Raw genomic sequence first — 15,566 nt, forward strand, 5'->3', positions numbered from 1 at the left:
GCACAGCCATGACCGTTCAACCGACGCCCGCCTCCGCCACGCCCGAGGGCGGCCACCTGCTGGAGTTGCGGGACCTGCACGTCGAGTTCCGCACCAACGAGGGCGTGGCCCGGGTGATCAACGGCGTGTCGTACCACCTGGACGCCGGCGAGACACTGGCCGTGCTCGGCGAATCCGGCTCGGGCAAGTCGGTCACCGCCCAGGCGATCATGGGCATCCTGGACACCCCGCCCGCGTTCGTCCGCTCCGGCCAGATCCTCTACCAGGGTCAGGACCTGCTCACCCGCTCCGAGGAACAGCGCCGACAGGTACGCGGCAAGGAGATCGCGATGATCTTCCAGGACGCGCTCTCGGCCCTGAACCCGGTGTTTCCGGTCGGCTGGCAGATCGGTGAGACGCTGCGTCAGCGCTCCGGCCTGTCCCGGTCCGACGCCCGACGCCGTGCCATCGAGCTGATGGACCTGGTCAAGATCCCCGGTGCCGCCAAGCGGATCGGCGACTACCCGCACCAGTTCTCCGGCGGCATGCGGCAGCGCGTCATGATCGCCATGGCGCTGGCGCTGGACCCGAAGGTGCTCATCGCCGACGAGCCCACCACGGCGCTCGACGTGACCGTCCAGGCCCAGATCATGGACCTGCTGGCCGACCTGCGTCAGGAACGCAACATGGCGATGATCCTGATCACCCACGACCTGGGCGTGGTCGCCGGTGTCGCGGACCGGATCGCGGTCATGTACGCCGGCCGGATCGTCGAGCACGCCGACGTCCGCTCGCTCTACAAGGCGCCCGCCCACCCGTACACAAAGGGTTTGTTGGAGTCGATCCCGCGCCTGGACGTCCGCGGCGAGGAACTGTCGACGATCAAGGGGTTGCCGCCGAACCTGATGCGCATCCCGTCCGGCTGCCCGTTCCACCCCCGGTGCCCGTACGTCCAGCAGGTCTGCGTGGACGTCGTGCCGCACGACCTGGTCCTCGGCGACGGCCGGACCAGCGCTTGCCACTTCGCGCAGGAGGTCCGTGATGACAGCGCCGCCCGCTAGCCCCGGCAAGGTCCGCGGCGAGACGATCCTCTCCGTCGACAACCTGGTGAAGCACTTCCCGATCACGCAGGGGGTGCTGTTCCAGCGGCAGGTCGGCGCGGTGAAGGCCGTCGACGGGGTGAGTTTCGAGCTGCGTCGGGGCGAGACGCTGGGTGTGGTCGGCGAGTCCGGCTGCGGCAAGTCCACCCTCGCCCGGCTGCTGATGCGCCTGGAGACGCCCACCTCCGGAGGCGCGACCCTGGAGGGCAAGGACCTGTTCAAGGCCTCCGGGGGTGAACTGCGCCGGGTGCGCCGCAACATGCAGATGGTCATGCAGGATCCGTACACGTCGCTGAACCCGCGGATGACCGTCGGCGACATCATCGGCGAACCGTTCGAGATCCACCCGGATGCCGCGCCCAAGGGCAGCAAGCAGAAGCGGGTCCAGGAACTGCTCGACGTGGTCGGGCTCAACCCGGAGCACATCAACCGGTACCCGCACCAGTTCTCCGGCGGTCAGCGTCAGCGCATCGGCATCGCCCGCGCGCTCGCGCTGCGACCCGAGGTGATCGTCTGCGACGAGCCGGTGTCGGCGCTGGACGTCTCCATCCAGGCCCAGGTGATCAACCTGCTGAAGCAGTTGCAGAACGAGCTGGGGCTGTCGTACATCTTCATCGCCCACGACCTGTCCGTGGTGCGGCACATCGCCGACCGGGTGGCGGTGATGTACCTCGGCCGGATCGTCGAGATCGGCACCGAGGACGAGATCTACGAGCGGGCCACCCACCCGTACACCCAGGCTCTGCTCTCGGCGGTGCCGGTGCCCGACCCGGAGGCCCGCGACCAGCGCAACATGATCCGGCTGGTCGGCGACGTGCCCAGCCCGGCCGACCCGCCGAGCGGCTGCCACTTCCGCACCCGCTGCTGGAAGGCACAGGAGATCTGCGCCGTGGAGGACCCGAAAACGGTCCCGAGAGCGGCGGACCCCCACCCGTCCGCCTGCCACTTCGCCGAACTCCGCCCCACAACCCCCACGGCCTGACCCGCTCAAGCCCCGTTGATCATGAAGTTATTGTCCCGACACGCCGACCGGCCGGGCAACAACTTCATGATCAACGGGGTCTCGCGGGGTTTCGCGACCTAGTGGAAGAAGTGGCGGGTTTTCGTCAGGTACATCGTTACGTTGGCCTTTTTGGCCGCTGCGATGACTTCTTCGTCGCGGATCGAGCCACCGGGCTGCACGATGGCGCGGACGCCGGCGTCGATGAGGATCTGCGGGCCGTCGGCGAACGGGAAGAACGCGTCCGAGGCGGCGACCGAACCCCGAGCCCGCTCGGCGCCGGCGCGGTTGACCGCGAGCTGCGCCGAGTCGACCCGGTTGACCTGACCCATGCCGACCCCGACGGTGGCGCCGTCCTTCGCGAGCAGGATCGCGTTGCTCTTCACGGCACGGACCGCCCGCCACGCGAACGCCAGGTCCCGCAGCAGCTCCTCGTCGGCGGCCTCGCCGGTCGCCAACTGCCAGGTCGCCGGGTCGTCGCCGGGGGCGTCCACCCGGTCGGCGACCTGGGCCAGCACGCCACCGGTCACCGGCCGCAACTCCACCAGCGCCGGCGTCCAGGCCGGCGCCCGCAGCAGCCGGATGTTCTTCTTGGCCTGCAACACCTCGACCGCGCCCTCGTCGAAGCCGGGCGCGACCACCACCTCGGTGAAGATCTCGGCCACCTGCCGCGCCAGCTCGACCGAGACCAGCCGGTTGACCGCGATGACGCCGCCGAACGCCGACACCGGGTCGCAGGCGTGCGCCCTGCGGTGTGCCTCGGCCACGTCCACACCCACCGCGATGCCGCACGGGTTGGCGTGCTTGATGATCGCGACGGCCGGCTGGTCGGCGAAGTCGTTCGCCGCCCGCCAGGCGGCGTCCGCGTCGACGTAGTTGTTGTAGGACATCTCCTTGCCGTGCAGCTGCTCGGCCTGGGCCAGCCCCGCCGGGGCGTCCGGGTCGGTGTAGAGCGCAGCCGGTTGGTGCGGGTTCTCGCCGTAGCGCAGCGCCGTCGACTTGCGCAGCGCCAGCCCCGCGAACTGCGGCCACCAGTCGTCGGCGGGCGCCAGCTCCTGCGCGCACCACCGGGCCACGGCCACGTCGTACTCGGCGATGTCGGCGAACGCCCGGGCGGCCAGCGCGCGCCGCTGGGCCACTGTGAAGCCCCCCTCGCCGAGCGCGCCGATCAGCGCCGGGTAACCGGCCGGGTCGGTGAGCACGGCGATCGAGGCGTGGTTCTTGGCGGCGGCCCGCACCATGGCCGGGCCACCGATGTCGATCTGCTCCACGCACTCCTCGACGTCGGCGCCGGAGGCGACGGTCGCCTGGAAGGGGTAGAGGTTGGAGACCAGCAGGTCGAACGCCGCAACCCCCAGCTCGTCGAGCTGCGCGACATGCGTGTCCTTGCGCAGGTCCGCGAGGAGACCCGCGTGCACCTTCGGGTGCAGGGTCTTCACCCGGCCGTCGAGCACCTCGGGGAACCCGGTCACCGTCTCCACCGGCGTCACCGGCACACCGGCGGCGGCGATGGTGCCCGCAGTGCTTCCGGTGGACACGATCTCCACACCGGCGGCGTGCAGGGCCTGAGCCAGCTCGACCAGCCCGGTCTTGTCGTAGACGCTGACCAGCGCCCGCCTGATCGGGCGGCGCCCGTCCTGAGTGGGACTCACGGAACCGTGACCTTCCTTCCGGTGATGGTCCAGCCTTCGCGGACCAGGCGACCGACCTGCTCGACGAGCTGGCGCCGCTCGGCTTCCTTGATGCGCTCGGTGAGCGTGTCCACGTCGTCGTCGTCGAGCACCGGCACCGCGACCTGCGCGACGATCGGCCCGGTGTCCATGCCGGCGTCGACGAAGAAGAGGGTGGCCCCGGTGAGCTTCACGCCGTAGGCGAGGGCGTCACGCGGGCCGTGGATGCCGGGAAACGCCGGCAGCAGGGTGTTGTGGGTGTTCAGGTAGCGGTCGCCGAAGGCGGCGAGGAAGTGCGGGCCGACCAGCTTGAGGAAACCCGCGGAGATGACCAGGTCCGGTTGGTGTTTCGCGACGTGCGCGGTGAGCGCCCGGTCCCAGTCCTCCCGGGTGTCGTGATCACGGACCCGCTCGACGAAGGTCGGCACCCCCGCGGCCTCGGCCCGGTCCAGGCCCGCGATGCCGTCACGGTCCGCGCCGACCGCGACGACCTGCGCACCGTACGCGGGGTCGACGGCGGCATCCAGCAGCGACTGGAGGTTGCTACCGGAGCCGGAGATGAGGACGACGATGCGGGCGACAGGCGCGGGCTCGGTCACCGGGCCACCCTATCGGGCAGGTCAGGAAGCCCTCCGGCTGGGCGGCGCGCCGATCTTTGACAGTGCCGACGTGCATCGACCCGGTACGCTGCCGCTCGCTCGGACTTGACACCTCGTCGGTCCGAACCCCCGCACCGATCGGCACACCAGCGGTGTCGCTGCACTGAGGAGCACCGCGTGTCGCCCGGTCACCACCCCCAACGGCAACCGTCGATCGGCAGCACCGTGACGATGTCGTGGTGCTGCCGCGCTGTGCATTCCGAGGACTGACAGCGATCATGGGTGGCAACAACAGCAGTAACTGACGGAACCAGTTCAAGGAGCTCTCGAATGCAACCCGGTAACCCCGGCCAGGACCCGTACGGCCAGCAGCCCAACCAGGACCCGAACGCACCCCAGCCGCCGCAGTACGGCCAGCCGCCGGCGGCCCCGTACGGCCAGCAGCCGACCTCGGGACAGCCGTACGGCCAGCCGACCTCGGGACAGCCGTACGGCCAGGACCCGTACGGCCAGCAGCAGCCCCAGTACGGCGGCGGCGGTCCGACGTACCCGAACGCCGGCTACCCGCAGGGGGGCCAGGGGCAGAACAACACCCTCGGCCTGGTGTCGATGATCCTCGGTATCGCGTCGATCCCGCTGATCTGCTGCTTCTACCTGGGCATCCCGGTCGGCATCGCGGCCGTTGTGACCGGTTACCTCGCCCGGCAGAAGGTCGCCCAGGGCCAGGCGAACAACGCCGGGCAGGCCAAGGCCGGCCTGATCTGCGGCGCGATCGGTGTCGGGTTGGGCATCATCCTGATCATCCTCGGCATCGTGGCGAACGTGGCCCTGCCCACCCAGCCCTGACAAGCTCGGATTCGACGGGGCGCTCCGGATTCGTCCGGGGCGCCCCGCGCGCGTCTACTGGGCGGGGGTGCGGGTGAGGGCCCGGGTGGCGGCGGCGCCGAGCAGTGCGCCGACCCCGATGACGACGGCGGCCACCGCACCGACCTGCCAGCCCACCGGCCCGACCTGTGCCAGCCGGCCGGCGCCCAGTGACCCGCCGGAGACCGCGGCGGCCACACCGAGCAGCACGCCGGCCACCAGCCCGGCCAGCACCGCCGGGGCCAGCACCTCGGCCCAGCGCTGCGGGGCCCGCTCCGGCCCGGCGAGTCGGGCCACCCGGCGGGCGAGCAGGCAGCCGGCCACCATTCCGGCCAGCACCGGCACCGCGAGCAGCAGGGCGCCCAAGCCGTCCACCGGGCCTCGTGGCAGACCGGCGAGCAGTGGCACGGCTGGCAGTGCGCCGACCGACACCTCGCTGGTGCGAACCGCGGTGTCGGTGCCGACCGCGAAGCCCGGCCCGAGCAGATAGCTGGCCGACCAGATCGCCGCGTTCGGCGCGTACGCGACGCTGACCAGGGTGATCCCGGCCTGCCCGGCGACCCCCGTCCGGTACGCCCCGATCATGTCCGCCGCGTCGCCGCCGCCGGTGGCCACCGCCAGGCCGGCCGCACCGGCACCCGCGCCGAGCAGCAGCAGCCCCGCCACCAGGCCGGTGCGAATGCCGTCCCGCACCGGGTTTGACAGCCGGGTGACGAGGAGCCGGGTCACGGCGGTGATGCGGGTGGCGCCGATCAGTGCGGCGAGTGTGCCGACCACCGCGAACGTGGCGCCCGCCCGGATCGGGGACACCGTCGGCCCACCGGCACCCACCAGCACTGCCGCGAGTGCGCCCAGCAGCGCGTACGCGATGCCGACCGCGCCTGCGGCGAGCAGCGCGCGGCGCGGTGAGCGGGTGTCCCGGGCGCCGATCGCGCGGCTGACGTGCACACCGGCCCGGCTGAGCCGCCAGAGCGCGAGCACGGTCAGTGCCAGCGGGGCGAGCCCGAGCGGGCCGGAGTCGGTGTGCAGCGGCACCCCGTGGCCGAGCAGCCAACCGGCCAACGCCGTGCGCAGGGTGCTGACCAGCGTCGTCGAATCCGTGCCGAGCTGGACCAGGCCGAGCACGATGGCGACCGGCAGGTAGGAGGTGAGGGCGGCCCAGCCGGCCGCCACCCCGGCGGCGACGGGCAACGGCGCGCGCCCGCGTGGCGCCCCGCCCGCGCGGGGCGCGGGCACCCGTCGGGGCCGGGCGGCACGATCGACCGGCCGGTCGTCGGCGCTCACACCGCCGGGACGGCTGGGACGGTCAGGGGTGACGGGGGACATCCGCTCTACTCTGGCACGTCGCGCGGGCGGTGGCAGTCCGTTAAGCCGCCCGAAGGGCGGCGAGTTGACCGAACCGGGGCCCAGCCCACCCGGCCCGGTCTAGCCTCGGCCAGAGGGGGCGCGAGTCGCCGCCACCCGGGTCGGGTCCGCCGGTCGCGGTCCGTCCGGCTCGCCGCCCACGACCGCCCGGAGGACGCCGTGACAACGCCATACGCGCCATCCCCGCCCCCACCGGCCCGGGGACGGGACCGGACCACGCTCTGGGGCGTGCTGGGCATCGTGCTTGGGCTGATCTGCTGCGGCATCCTGGGCATCATCTTCGGCTACCTGTCCATCCGCGACGCCCGTCGGTACGGGCAGTCACCGCTACTGGGCTACCTCGCCATCGTGTTCGGCGTGATCAACATCATCGGCGGCGCGATCCTGCGCGCCACCGGCAACTACCCGTTCTGGAACAACGACTGAGCGGGCTGCGCCACCAGCGGGAGGCGCCGGCAGCGCAGGTACGCCGAAGGGGGTCGACCGGTTGCGGTCGACCCCCTCCGGTGTTGCCTGACCGGCTCAGTTGCCGGACATGATCTCCCGCATCAGCTTCGCGGTCTCGGTCGGCGTCTTGCCGACCTTGACGCCGACAGCCTCCAGCGCCGCCTGCTTCGCCTCGGCGGTGCCGGCCGAGCCGGAGATGATCGCCCCGGCGTGACCCATGGTCTTGCCGGGAGGAGCGGTGAAGCCGGCGATGTAGCCGACCACCGGCTTGGTGACGTTGGTCTTGATGAACTCGGCGGCCCGCTCCTCGGCGTCGCCACCGATCTCACCGATCATGACGATGGCGTCGGTCTCCGGGTCGGCCTCGAACGCCGCCAGGGCGTCGATGTGGGTGGTCCCGATGATCGGGTCACCGCCGATGCCGACGCAGGTGGAGAAGCCGATGTCGCGCAGCTCGTACATCATCTGGTAGGTCAGCGTGCCGCTCTTGCTGACCAGGCCGATCCGGCCGGAGCCGGTGATGTCGGCCGGGATGATGCCGGCGTTGGACGCGCCGGGCGAGGCGATGCCGGGGCAGTTCGGCCCGATGATCCGGGTCTGCTCGCCCTTCGCCACGTTGTACGCCCAGAACGATGCGGTGTCGTGCACCGGCACGCCCTCGGTGATCACCACGGCCAGCGGGATCGCGGCGTCGATCGCCTCGACCACTGCGGCCTTGGTGAACTGCGGCGGCACGAAGATGACAGTGACGTCGGCCCCGGTCTCGGCCATCGCGTCCGCGACGGACGCGAAGACCGGCAGCTCGGTGCCGTCGAAGTCGACCTTCTGGCCCGCCTTGCGCGGGTTGACGCCGCCCACCACGTTCGTGCCGGCGGCCAGCATCCGCCGGGTGTGCTTGGAACCCTCGGAACCGGTCATCCCCTGGACGATGACCTTCGAGTCCTTGGTCAGCCAGATAGCCATGATCAGACCCCCGCAGCTGCCAGCTCGGCGGCCCGCTCGGCCGCACCGTCCATGGTGTCCACCCGCTGCACGAGCGGGTTGTTCGCGCTGTCCAGGATCGCCCGGCCAGCCTCGGCGTTGTTGCCGTCGAGACGGACGACGAGCGGCTTGCTGACCTGCTCGCCCCGCTGCTCCAGCAGCGCCAACGCCTGGATGATGCCGTTGGCGACCTCGTCACAGGCGGTGATGCCGCCGAAGACGTTGACGAAGACGCTCTTCACAGCCGGGTCGGAGAGCACGATCTCCAGCCCGTTCGCCATCACCGCGGCGCTCGCGCCACCGCCGATGTCGAGGAAGTTGGCCGGCTTGACGTTGCCGTGCCGCTCACCGGCGTACGCGACCACGTCGAGGGTCGACATGACCAGACCCGCGCCGTTGCCGATGATGCCGACCTCGCCGTCGAGCTTGACGTAGTTGAGGTCCTTGGCCTTGGCGGCCTGCTCCAGCGGGTCCACCGCGGCCTGGTCGACCAGCGCCTCGTGGTCCGGGTGCCGGAACGCCGCGTTCTCGTCCAGGCTGATCTTGGCGTCGAGCAGGAGCATCCGGCCGTCGCCGTTCTTGGCGAGCGGGTTGACCTCGACCAGGGTGGCGTCCTCGGCGACGAACGCCTGCCACAGGCCGACGGCGATCTCGACCACCTGGTCGGCGACCTCGGCCGGGAAGCCGGCGGCGGTCACGATCTCGCGGGCCTTGGCCTCGTCCACGCCCTTAACGGCGTCGATCGGGGCCTTCACGACCTTGTCGGGGGTGTCGGCGGCGACCTGCTCGATGTCCATGCCGCCGGCGACGCTGGCGATGCAGAGGAAGGTGCGGTTCGCTCGGTCGAGCAGGTACGAGAAGTAGTACTCCTCGGCCACGTCCGCGGTCACCGTGATCATGACCTTGTGGACGGTGTGACCCTTGATGTCCATGCCGAGGATGTCGGTGGCGCGGGCCACCGTCTCCTCGGCGCCCTCGGCGAGCTTGACGCCGCCGGCCTTACCTCGGCCGCCGACCTTCACCTGCGCCTTGACGACCACGCGACCGCCGAGGCGTTCGGCGATCGCACGGGCCTCTTCCGGGGTAGTGGCGACGCCGCCGGCCAGCACGGGCAAGCCGTGCCGCTCGAACAGGTCCCGCCCCTGGTACTCGTACAGGTCCACGATTGCGCGTCCCGTCCCGTCTCCGCGGCGCGCCGTCGCGCCGCCACCAGCGTTCAAAAAAACAGTTTGACGCCTGTCATCAGTTGAAACAGGCCATTGGCCGCAGCCTAGCGAGGTCGGCACCACCGGCAACCGAGCGGGTGCGCGGTGTGCGGTAATGCACAACCGGACATCAGACGCGGCCGGTTTGCGGCCACGACACGGATGGCATCAACCATCCGGGCGATGTTGTCCGGCTTGCGTAACCCGGCCGTGGGGGCGTCGTTGAGTCAGATGTCGGAGCGCTGAGAAGCGTGACGACGGGAGACGGCCGATGCCCTGTCGGTCGAGGGGTGGCGGCGGGGCATCGTGCATAGAGGGGCCGGACGTGTGAGGGGTGCGTCCGGCCCCTCCCCCGTGCCCAAATCCAGTCGCTGAGCAACGAGACTCAGGAAACCGGCTGCGCCACGTTCTGCCGGACCCACTCGACAATCGCCTGAGTGGTGGCGCCCGGCGTGAAGATCTTCGCGACGCCCAGCTTCTCCAACTCGGGAATGTCGCCGTTCGGAATGATGCCGCCGCCGAACACGACGATGTCGCGGGCGTCCCGCTCACTGAGCAGTTCCAGCACCCGCCGGAAGAGCGTCATGTGCGCGCCGGAGAGGACGGACAGGCCGACCGCGTCGGCGTCCTCCTGGATGGCGGTCTCCACGATCTGCTCGGGAGTCTGGTGCAGGCCGGTGTAGACGACCTCCATGCCCGCGTCCCGCAGAGCGCGTGCGACGACCTTCGCGCCCCGGTCATGGCCGTCCAGGCCGGGCTTGGCGACGACGACCCGAATACGAGAGCTCATCAGCGCACACCTTTCACCGGCTTCACGGGCCTTCACCTGAACGAACGGTAACCCGGCGGGCCCGGCCCAGGAAATCGGGGCCGGAAACCGGGCTCCGCCGCCGGCCCCTGCCCGGCATTGTCGTACGGGCGGACCCGAAGTGGCGGGCAGCGGACCGGGGGCCGTCCGGGGGCCCCGAGCCAGATCCGGGGACGCCCGCCAAGGCATTCCGGCACTGCCCCGAGTCAAGTCGGACGACTCCGCCGGATCGGTCACGCTCGGCGACGAACGGGCAGCATCAGGGGCACCGTTTAGCGGCGCGATGCATGACAATCATGGACGCAAACGGACAGATCGACACGCCAGTTTGGCGGTCTAGCTTGTGACTCGCCTGGCGGTTGGCTAACGTGTCCACGGTTGTCATCAGGTCCATGGACGGGTGACGACGCGGTCAGCGGACGTTCATTGGAGCTTTACGAACGCCCACCGACCGCTTCGGAACCCCGACAACGGAGGGTGTGCGTGCGCCAGCGCCTGTCGTCTGAGCCCGATCGATATCGCGGTCGTCGCCGTGTGCCCACCCCACCGCGCAGCCGTTACGCCGCTGTCGTCACCACGGCGTTCGTCGGGGCCGGCATCGTCGCCCTCGGCGCGAGTGCTCTGCCCGATGCCAAGGACGTCAGCCCGTCGGTGCTCGACGAGCTCAAGCAGGCGTCGGTCACCAGTCAGGACGCGGCGGCCCGTGCCGAGAACGCCGACCGCGCCTCGCGGGACGACGACCGCAGCGAGGACAGCGCCGAGCCCGAGGTCTGGCTGCTGCCGTTGCAGGGCTACGACTTCAACTCTCCCTACGGGATGCGCTGGGGCAAGCTGCACACCGGCGTGGACCTGGTCGCCGGCGAGGGCACTCCCTACGTGGCGATCCACGACGGGCTGGTCACCAAGGCCGGCTGGTTCGGCGGGTACGGCAACGCGGTGATCGTCCAGCACGCCGACGGCAGCGAGGCCATCTACGGCCACTCCTCCTCGGTGAGCGTGAAGGAAGGCCAGCAGATCAAGGCCGGCGACCAGCTTGGTCTGGTGGGCCAGACGGGCCACGCCTACGGCACGCACCTGCACCTGGAGATCCATGTCAAGGGCCAGCCGGTCGACCCGGTGCCGTTCCTCCAGGACCGCGGAGTGGACATCAAGCTGCAAGTCGAGGCATTCTTCAATGAGGTAGGCGCCTCCTGACGTTGCGTAACGACCGTTGACCGCCCGGATCTGTCGATCCGGGCGGTTTTTTGTTGCCCCGACCGGATGGATGTATCCCGGGTCACATCCGCGATTGTGACCGGCGACACCACGGAGCATGATCACTTTTCCGGATAGAACGCCATAGAGAGGGTCATATCTGGGCAGCCATCACTTCACGCGCCGCGCGGTCACCCGGTCCCCGCGCCCACCCCGGCTCGGTCCGACACCAGTATTTCGAGGTCAAGTGCCCCTCGACTGTGAAGGTCCGCCGTGCAGGAAGACAGCCCCGTCCAGAACGAGAACACCCCCGACGCCCCCCACACCGGGCAACCGCAGCGCGCCGGCCGGCGGAACCGCCTCATCGTGCTCAGCGCCGCCGCCCTGGTGGCCCTCGGCCTCGGTGGCGTCGCGGTCGCCACCACCGGCGGCGACCACCCGACTCCCGCAGCCGTCTCCCTCGACGCGCAGAGCCGGGCCGAAGCCGCCAGCCGGGCGGACCGCTCCGCCCGCGAGTCGAGCACACCGGTCACCCCCTCGGGCAGCCCGACACCGAGCCCGTCCGCGGCCACCGCCAGCCCGACGCCCGCGAAGACGGCCACCGCGAAGGCCAAGCCGAAGCCGAAGCCGAAGAAGACCACCAAGCCCGCACCCGCCTGGGTCAACCCGATGCCGGGCGCAGCCGTCACCTCCTGCTACGGGCAGCGCTGGGGCACTCTGCACGCAGGTATAGACCTGGCGCTGCCCTCCGGCACGCCACTCCGCGCCGCAGCCGCAGGCACCGTGACCCAGGCCGGCGACGCCTCCGACGGGTACGGCAACTCCGTCTTCATCGACCACGGCAACGGGTACCTGACCCACTACGCCCACCAGAGCCGCATCGCGGTCACCGTCGGCCAGAAGGTGAAGGCCGGCCAGGTCATCGGGTACGAGGGCGCCACCGGCGATGCCACCGGCCCACACCTGCACTTCGAGGTGCACCAGGGCATGTGGAACCAGATCGACCCGGCCCCGTTCATGCGGACCCGCGGCGTCGACCTCGGCTGCTGAGGCGACCTCCCAGCGCGGTCCGGGCGCAACAGCAGGGATGGAGGGGCCTGAGGCCCCTCCATCCCTGCTTCAGTGCAATGGTGCGGGCGCGACGGGTCAGAGCTTGTCGACCGGGGCGTGCCGCAGCACCAGCCACATGGTCTGGTCGCCGAAGTCGATCTGCGCGCGAGCACCCGGGCCGTGCCCCTCGACGGCGAGCACCCGCCCCAGCCCGTACCGCTGGTGGTTGACCCGGTCCCCGGCCGCCACCTTGGGCCCCTGCGGCAGCTCGCTGGCCGTGGTCAGCCGGCTGGCGTCCACGCCGAGCCGCTGCGCCAACTGGGCCGCCTTCGGCGTACCCCCGGTGAAGTTGCCACGCGCGCCGGGCGTGCGGTCCGCGCGGCCTCCGACGCCGCCGCCCCCGCCGGCCCACGAGGTGTACGACCCTTCGGTGCGCTCCCAGTGCACCAACTCGGTCGGCAGCTCCTCCAGGAACCGCGACGGCGGGTTGTAGGACGGCTGCCCCCAGGCCGAGCGGGTCACCGCCCGGGAGAGGTAGAGCCGCTGCCGGGCGCGGGTGATGCCGACGTACGCCAGCCGGCGCTCCTCCTCCAGCTCGCGGGTGTCGCCCAGCGAGCGCAGGTGCGGGAAGACGCCGTCCTCCAGCCCGGTCAGGAAGACCACCGGGAATTCCAGCCCCTTGGCGGTGTGCAGGGTCATCAGGGTGACCACCCCCTGGTGGTCGGGGTCGTCGGAGGGGATCTGGTCGGCGTCGGCGACCAGCGCCACCTGCTCCAGGAAACCGGCCAGGGTGGCCCGCTCCCCCTCCTCGCCCAGCGCCTCGATCCGCTCGGTGTACTCCCGGGCGACGCTGACCAGCTCCTGGAGGTTGTCCACCCGGCCGGCGTCCTGCGGGTCCAGGCTCTCCTCAAGCTCGGTGAGGTAGCCCGAGCGGGTCAGCAGTGCCTCCAACACCTCTTCCGGGGTGCCGGTCTCGGACAGCTCCCGGGCCCCGTCGAGCAGCGCCACGAAGTCGGCGATGCCGTTGGCCGCCCGGCTGGAGATGCCCGGCGCCTCCCGGGCTCGCCGTAGCGCCGCGCCGAACGAGATCCGGTCCCGGCTCGAGAGCGCCTCGACGCACGCCTCGGCGCGGTCGCCGATCCCCCGGCGGGGGGTGTTGAGCACCCGCCGCAGGCTCACCGTGTCGTCGTCGTTGACCACCGAACGCAGGTACGCCAGTGCGTCCCGGACCTCCTTACGCTCGTAGAAGCGCACCCCGCCAACCACCTTGTAGGGCAGGCCGACGCGGATGAACACCTCTTCGAACACACGGGACTGGGCGTTGGTGCGGTAGAAGACAGCGACATCGCCGGGGCGGGTCTCGTCGGCGTCGACCAGCCGGTCGATCTCCCGGGCCACCCAGTCGGCCTCGGCGTGCTCGGTGTCGGCCACGTAACCGACGATCCGCTCGCCAGCGCCGGCCTCGCTCCACAGCCGCTTCGGCTTGCGGGAGGTGTTGCGGTCGATCACCGCGTTGGCCGCGTTGAGGATGGTCTGGGTGGAGCGGTAGTTCTGCTCCAGCAGGATCGTCCGCGCGTCGGTGAAGTCGCGTTCGAACTCCAGGATGTTGCGGATCGTCGCACCGCGGAACGCGTAGATCGACTGGTCCGCGTCGCCGACGACGCACAGCTCGGCGGGCTCCAGCCCGTCGGTGCCGGACACCAGCTCCTTGATCAGCGTGTACTGGGCGTGGTTGGTGTCCTGGTATTCGTCCACGAGCACGTGCCGGAACCGCCGGCGGTAGCTCTCCGCGACGTGCGGGTGCGACTGGAGCAGGTGCACCGTGGTCATGATCAGGTCGTCGAAGTCCAGGGCGTGCGCCTCACGCAGCCGGCGCTGGTAGAGCGTGTACGCCTCGGCCAGCGCCCGCTCGTTGGGCCCGGTGGCCCGTGCGGCGAACTGCTCCGGGTCGACCAGCTCGTTCTTGAGGTTGGAGACCTGGCCGGCCAACCCCCGCGCCGGGTAGCGCTTCGGGTCGAGATCCAGCTCGCGGGTGACCAACTGCATCAGTCGCCGGGAGTCGTCCGCGTCGTAGATGGAGAAGGTCGACTTGAGGCCGGCGTGCTCGTGCTCGGCGCGCAGGATCCGGACACACGCGGAGTGGAACGTCGACACCCACATCAGGCGCGCCCGCGGACCGACGAGCGCGGCGACGCGCTCCTTCATCTCGCCGGCTGCCTTGTTGGTGAAGGTGATCGCGATGATCTCGCCGGGATGGACGTCCCGTGCGGCGAGCAGGTAGGCGATCCGGTGCGTGAGCACCCGAGTCTTGCCGGACCCGGCGCCGGCCACGATCAGCAGCGGCGAGCCGGCGTGGCTGACCGCGTCGCGCTGCGGCCCGTTGAGCCCGGCGAGCAGCTGCTGCGGATCGAGGCGGACGGCGGCGGGCCGGGACCGGTCCGGGCGGGCCGGCGCGGACTCCGGCGCAGGCGGGGACGCGGGAATGTCGAAGAGAGGATGCATCGCCCGACAAGTCTATGCCGCCAGTCGGACACTACTGTCTCTGGCGCTCGGCAGCTCGTGCCTGACCGCGTGCTCCCACCGCACTGCCCGCCAGTCGGGCAAAGATCGGCGTCTCATTGCGGAATGCTTGCGCACCCGGCGTCGACGTGGGCATACTCGACGGCGTGATCGCTGCGCGCTACTACTTTTACTACGGCACCGGGAGTCCGGCTGCCGTAGGTCGCGCCTGATCGATTCAGACCTACGAAAGCCCCGGGCTCCTGGAGTCCGGGGCTTTTTCCGTCCCGGGTTCCGGGCACCGGGCACCACAGTGCGAGAGGTACCCGATGATGACAGACGTGATGGAGCAGAGCGGCGGCCCGACCCGACCGAAGGCCGAGCAGCCCGCGGCCAACGGGAGCGAGCCGGCGGCACCCCTGTCGCCGACGGCCGAGGCCGCTGGGCCGCCAGAGGCACGGACCGGCACCGAGGAGCCGTCCGCCTCCGCTCGGATCGTGCAGATCAGAGAACGGATCGATGAGATCGACCACGCCCTGATCACGCTCTGGCAGGAGCGGGCCGCGTTGTCCCAGGAGGTCGGGGTGACCCGGATGGCCTCCGGCGGGACTCGCCTGGTGCTCTCCCGCGAACGCGAGATCCTGGAGCGCTTCCGGGTCGCGCTCGGCGCCGACGGCACCCAGTTGGCCCTGCTGCTGCTCCGCGCGGGCCGCGGCCCGCTGTGAGCCGCACCGGCCCACTGTGACTCACCCGGCCCGTGCGCCCCTCGTGACCTTCGCTGCGCCACGCGGCGCCGGCCCCGGGC

General features: G+C 70.9%; 14 protein-coding genes. 7 read left to right on the forward strand and 7 right to left on the reverse strand.

Going from position 1 to position 15,566, the window contains the following annotated elements; genetic code table 11:
- Positions 1-8 precede the first annotated feature (8 nt).
- Together AC3CF1_RS15140 and AC3CF1_RS15145 are read left to right on the forward strand one after the other, a co-directional pair.
- Positions 9-1,040 (forward strand): ABC transporter ATP-binding protein, encoded by a 1,032-nt coding sequence (locus AC3CF1_RS15140; protein ID WP_099848537.1) that lies wholly within the window; start codon positions 9-11, stop codon positions 1,038-1,040.
- Entirely contained in the window at positions 1,021-2,061 is a 1,041-nt protein-coding gene (locus tag AC3CF1_RS15145; RefSeq protein ID WP_088950137.1) for an ABC transporter ATP-binding protein, read from the forward strand. Before AC3CF1_RS15140 ends, AC3CF1_RS15145 begins: the two co-directional genes overlap by 20 nt.
- Before the next feature lie 98 nt (positions 2,062-2,159).
- Here AC3CF1_RS15145 and purH read toward each other — a convergent pair whose 3' ends face one another.
- The gene (purH, locus tag AC3CF1_RS15150; protein WP_488450699.1) at positions 2,160-3,731 is read right to left on the reverse strand and encodes a bifunctional phosphoribosylaminoimidazolecarboxamide formyltransferase/IMP cyclohydrolase; all 1,572 of its coding nucleotides are present in this window, start codon (positions 3,729-3,731) and stop codon (positions 2,160-2,162) included.
- Complete coding sequence (gene purN, locus AC3CF1_RS15155; RefSeq protein ID WP_088950139.1) at positions 3,728-4,348, reverse strand: phosphoribosylglycinamide formyltransferase; 621 nt, start codon at positions 4,346-4,348, stop codon at positions 3,728-3,730. The genes purH and purN overlap by 4 nt, the downstream gene beginning before the upstream one ends.
- A gap of 330 nt (positions 4,349-4,678) precedes the next feature.
- Between purN and AC3CF1_RS15160 the strand changes: the two genes are divergently transcribed.
- On the forward strand, positions 4,679-5,194 hold the full coding sequence (locus AC3CF1_RS15160) for a DUF4190 domain-containing protein (RefSeq protein WP_354982489.1): 516 nt from the start codon (positions 4,679-4,681) through the stop codon (positions 5,192-5,194).
- Between the two features lie 54 nt (positions 5,195-5,248).
- On the opposite strand, the gene AC3CF1_RS15165 is transcribed toward AC3CF1_RS15160, so the two are convergent.
- Complete coding sequence (locus AC3CF1_RS15165; protein WP_488450700.1) at positions 5,249-6,538, reverse strand: cell division protein PerM; 1,290 nt, start codon at positions 6,536-6,538, stop codon at positions 5,249-5,251.
- Between the two features lie 198 nt (positions 6,539-6,736).
- Between AC3CF1_RS15165 and AC3CF1_RS15170 the strand changes: the two genes are divergently transcribed.
- Positions 6,737-7,003 carry a hypothetical protein gene (locus tag AC3CF1_RS15170; protein ID WP_088950142.1) on the forward strand — a complete coding sequence of 89 codons (267 nt, stop codon included), beginning with the start codon at positions 6,737-6,739 and terminating at the stop codon, positions 7,001-7,003.
- A 96-nt stretch (positions 7,004-7,099) separates the two neighbouring features.
- Here the strand turns inward: AC3CF1_RS15170 and sucD are convergent, their stop codons facing one another.
- The 3 genes from sucD to icmB form a co-directional block, all read right to left on the reverse strand.
- Positions 7,100-7,987 (reverse strand): succinate--CoA ligase subunit alpha, encoded by an 888-nt coding sequence (gene sucD, locus AC3CF1_RS15175; protein WP_088950143.1) that lies wholly within the window; start codon positions 7,985-7,987, stop codon positions 7,100-7,102.
- Between the two features lie 2 nt (positions 7,988-7,989).
- The gene (gene sucC / locus AC3CF1_RS15180; RefSeq protein WP_088950144.1) at positions 7,990-9,168 is read right to left on the reverse strand and encodes an ADP-forming succinate--CoA ligase subunit beta; all 1,179 of its coding nucleotides are present in this window, start codon (positions 9,166-9,168) and stop codon (positions 7,990-7,992) included.
- A gap of 427 nt (positions 9,169-9,595) precedes the next feature.
- Positions 9,596-10,000, reverse strand: a complete 405-nt coding sequence (icmB, locus tag AC3CF1_RS15185) for a coenzyme B12-dependent isobutyryl CoA mutase small subunit (protein WP_088950145.1) — start codon at positions 9,998-10,000, stop codon at positions 9,596-9,598.
- A gap of 501 nt (positions 10,001-10,501) precedes the next feature.
- Here icmB and AC3CF1_RS15190 point away from each other — a divergent pair.
- Together AC3CF1_RS15190 and AC3CF1_RS15195 are read left to right on the forward strand one after the other, a co-directional pair.
- Positions 10,502-11,212 (forward strand): M23 family metallopeptidase, encoded by a 711-nt coding sequence (locus tag AC3CF1_RS15190; protein ID WP_488450701.1) that lies wholly within the window; start codon positions 10,502-10,504, stop codon positions 11,210-11,212.
- Positions 11,213-11,485: 273 nt separating this feature from the next.
- Entirely contained in the window at positions 11,486-12,262 is a 777-nt protein-coding gene (locus AC3CF1_RS15195; protein WP_488450702.1) for a M23 family metallopeptidase, read from the forward strand.
- A 96-nt stretch (positions 12,263-12,358) separates the two neighbouring features.
- On the opposite strand, the gene pcrA is transcribed toward AC3CF1_RS15195, so the two are convergent.
- The gene (gene pcrA, locus AC3CF1_RS15200; RefSeq protein WP_488450703.1) at positions 12,359-14,764 is read right to left on the reverse strand and encodes a DNA helicase PcrA; all 2,406 of its coding nucleotides are present in this window, start codon (positions 14,762-14,764) and stop codon (positions 12,359-12,361) included.
- 326 nt (positions 14,765-15,090) lie between these two features.
- On the opposite strand from pcrA, the gene AC3CF1_RS15205 reads away from it, so the two are divergent.
- A complete protein-coding gene (locus AC3CF1_RS15205) occupies positions 15,091-15,486 on the forward strand; it encodes a chorismate mutase (protein WP_172862108.1) in 396 nt (131 codons plus the stop codon).
- Positions 15,487-15,566 lie beyond the last annotated feature (80 nt).

It is taken from the genome of Micromonospora sp. MGP-C2 (genome assembly GCF_057766525.1).